This is a genomic window from Knoellia sinensis KCTC 19936 (assembly GCF_000768705.1).
In the GTDB taxonomy this organism is placed as follows: Bacteria; Actinomycetota; Actinomycetes; order Actinomycetales; family Dermatophilaceae; genus Knoellia; species Knoellia sinensis.
In genome coordinates this window covers 1-519 of sequence record NZ_AVPJ01000055.1, presented here as the reverse complement: position 1 = coordinate 519, position 519 = coordinate 1, and the positions used below count along the sequence as shown (strand labels likewise).

The window sequence follows — 519 nt, the reverse complement described above, 5'->3', positions numbered from 1 at the left end:
CCTCGGACTTGGAGATCCCCGTCCCACCCAAGGCGGTGACCAGGTCGTCGACGTTGCGGGTCGAGACCCCGTGCACGTAGGCCTCCATCACGACCGCGTACAGGGCTTGGTCGATCCGGCGTCGCGGCGACAAGATCGAGGGGAAGAACGACCCGGCGCGCAGCTTCGGCACCGCCAGCTCGATGTCACCGGCGTGCGTGGTCAGCAGCCGCGGCCGCGACCCATTGCGTTCGGTTACCCGGGACTCGGTGCGCTCGTAACGTCCGGCGCCGATCGCGCTGGTCGCTTCGGCGTCGATCAGCTCCTGCATCGCGACCCGGACACACTCGCGGATGAAATCGGTGCCCTCGCCGGAGCGGAACACTTCCTGCAGTTCGGACAAGGCAGACTGGGACAAGGCCATCGGTGAGATCTCCTTCGATGAGTGCTTGGCGGTACACATCGAGAATCTCGCCGGTGGCCCCTCTAGTCAGGACGCCGCGCCGTCACCCAATCCCCACCACTCCCCGGGGCTCTGTC

General features: G+C 66.9%; 1 protein-coding gene. It reads right to left on the bottom strand.

Features of this window, described 5'->3' with window-relative positions:
• Positions 1–403: IS256 family transposase (locus N802_RS19160; RefSeq protein ID WP_035919736.1), on the bottom strand; the 403-nt coding region annotated here is incomplete at its 3' end.
• Positions 404–519: the final 116 nt, after the last annotated feature.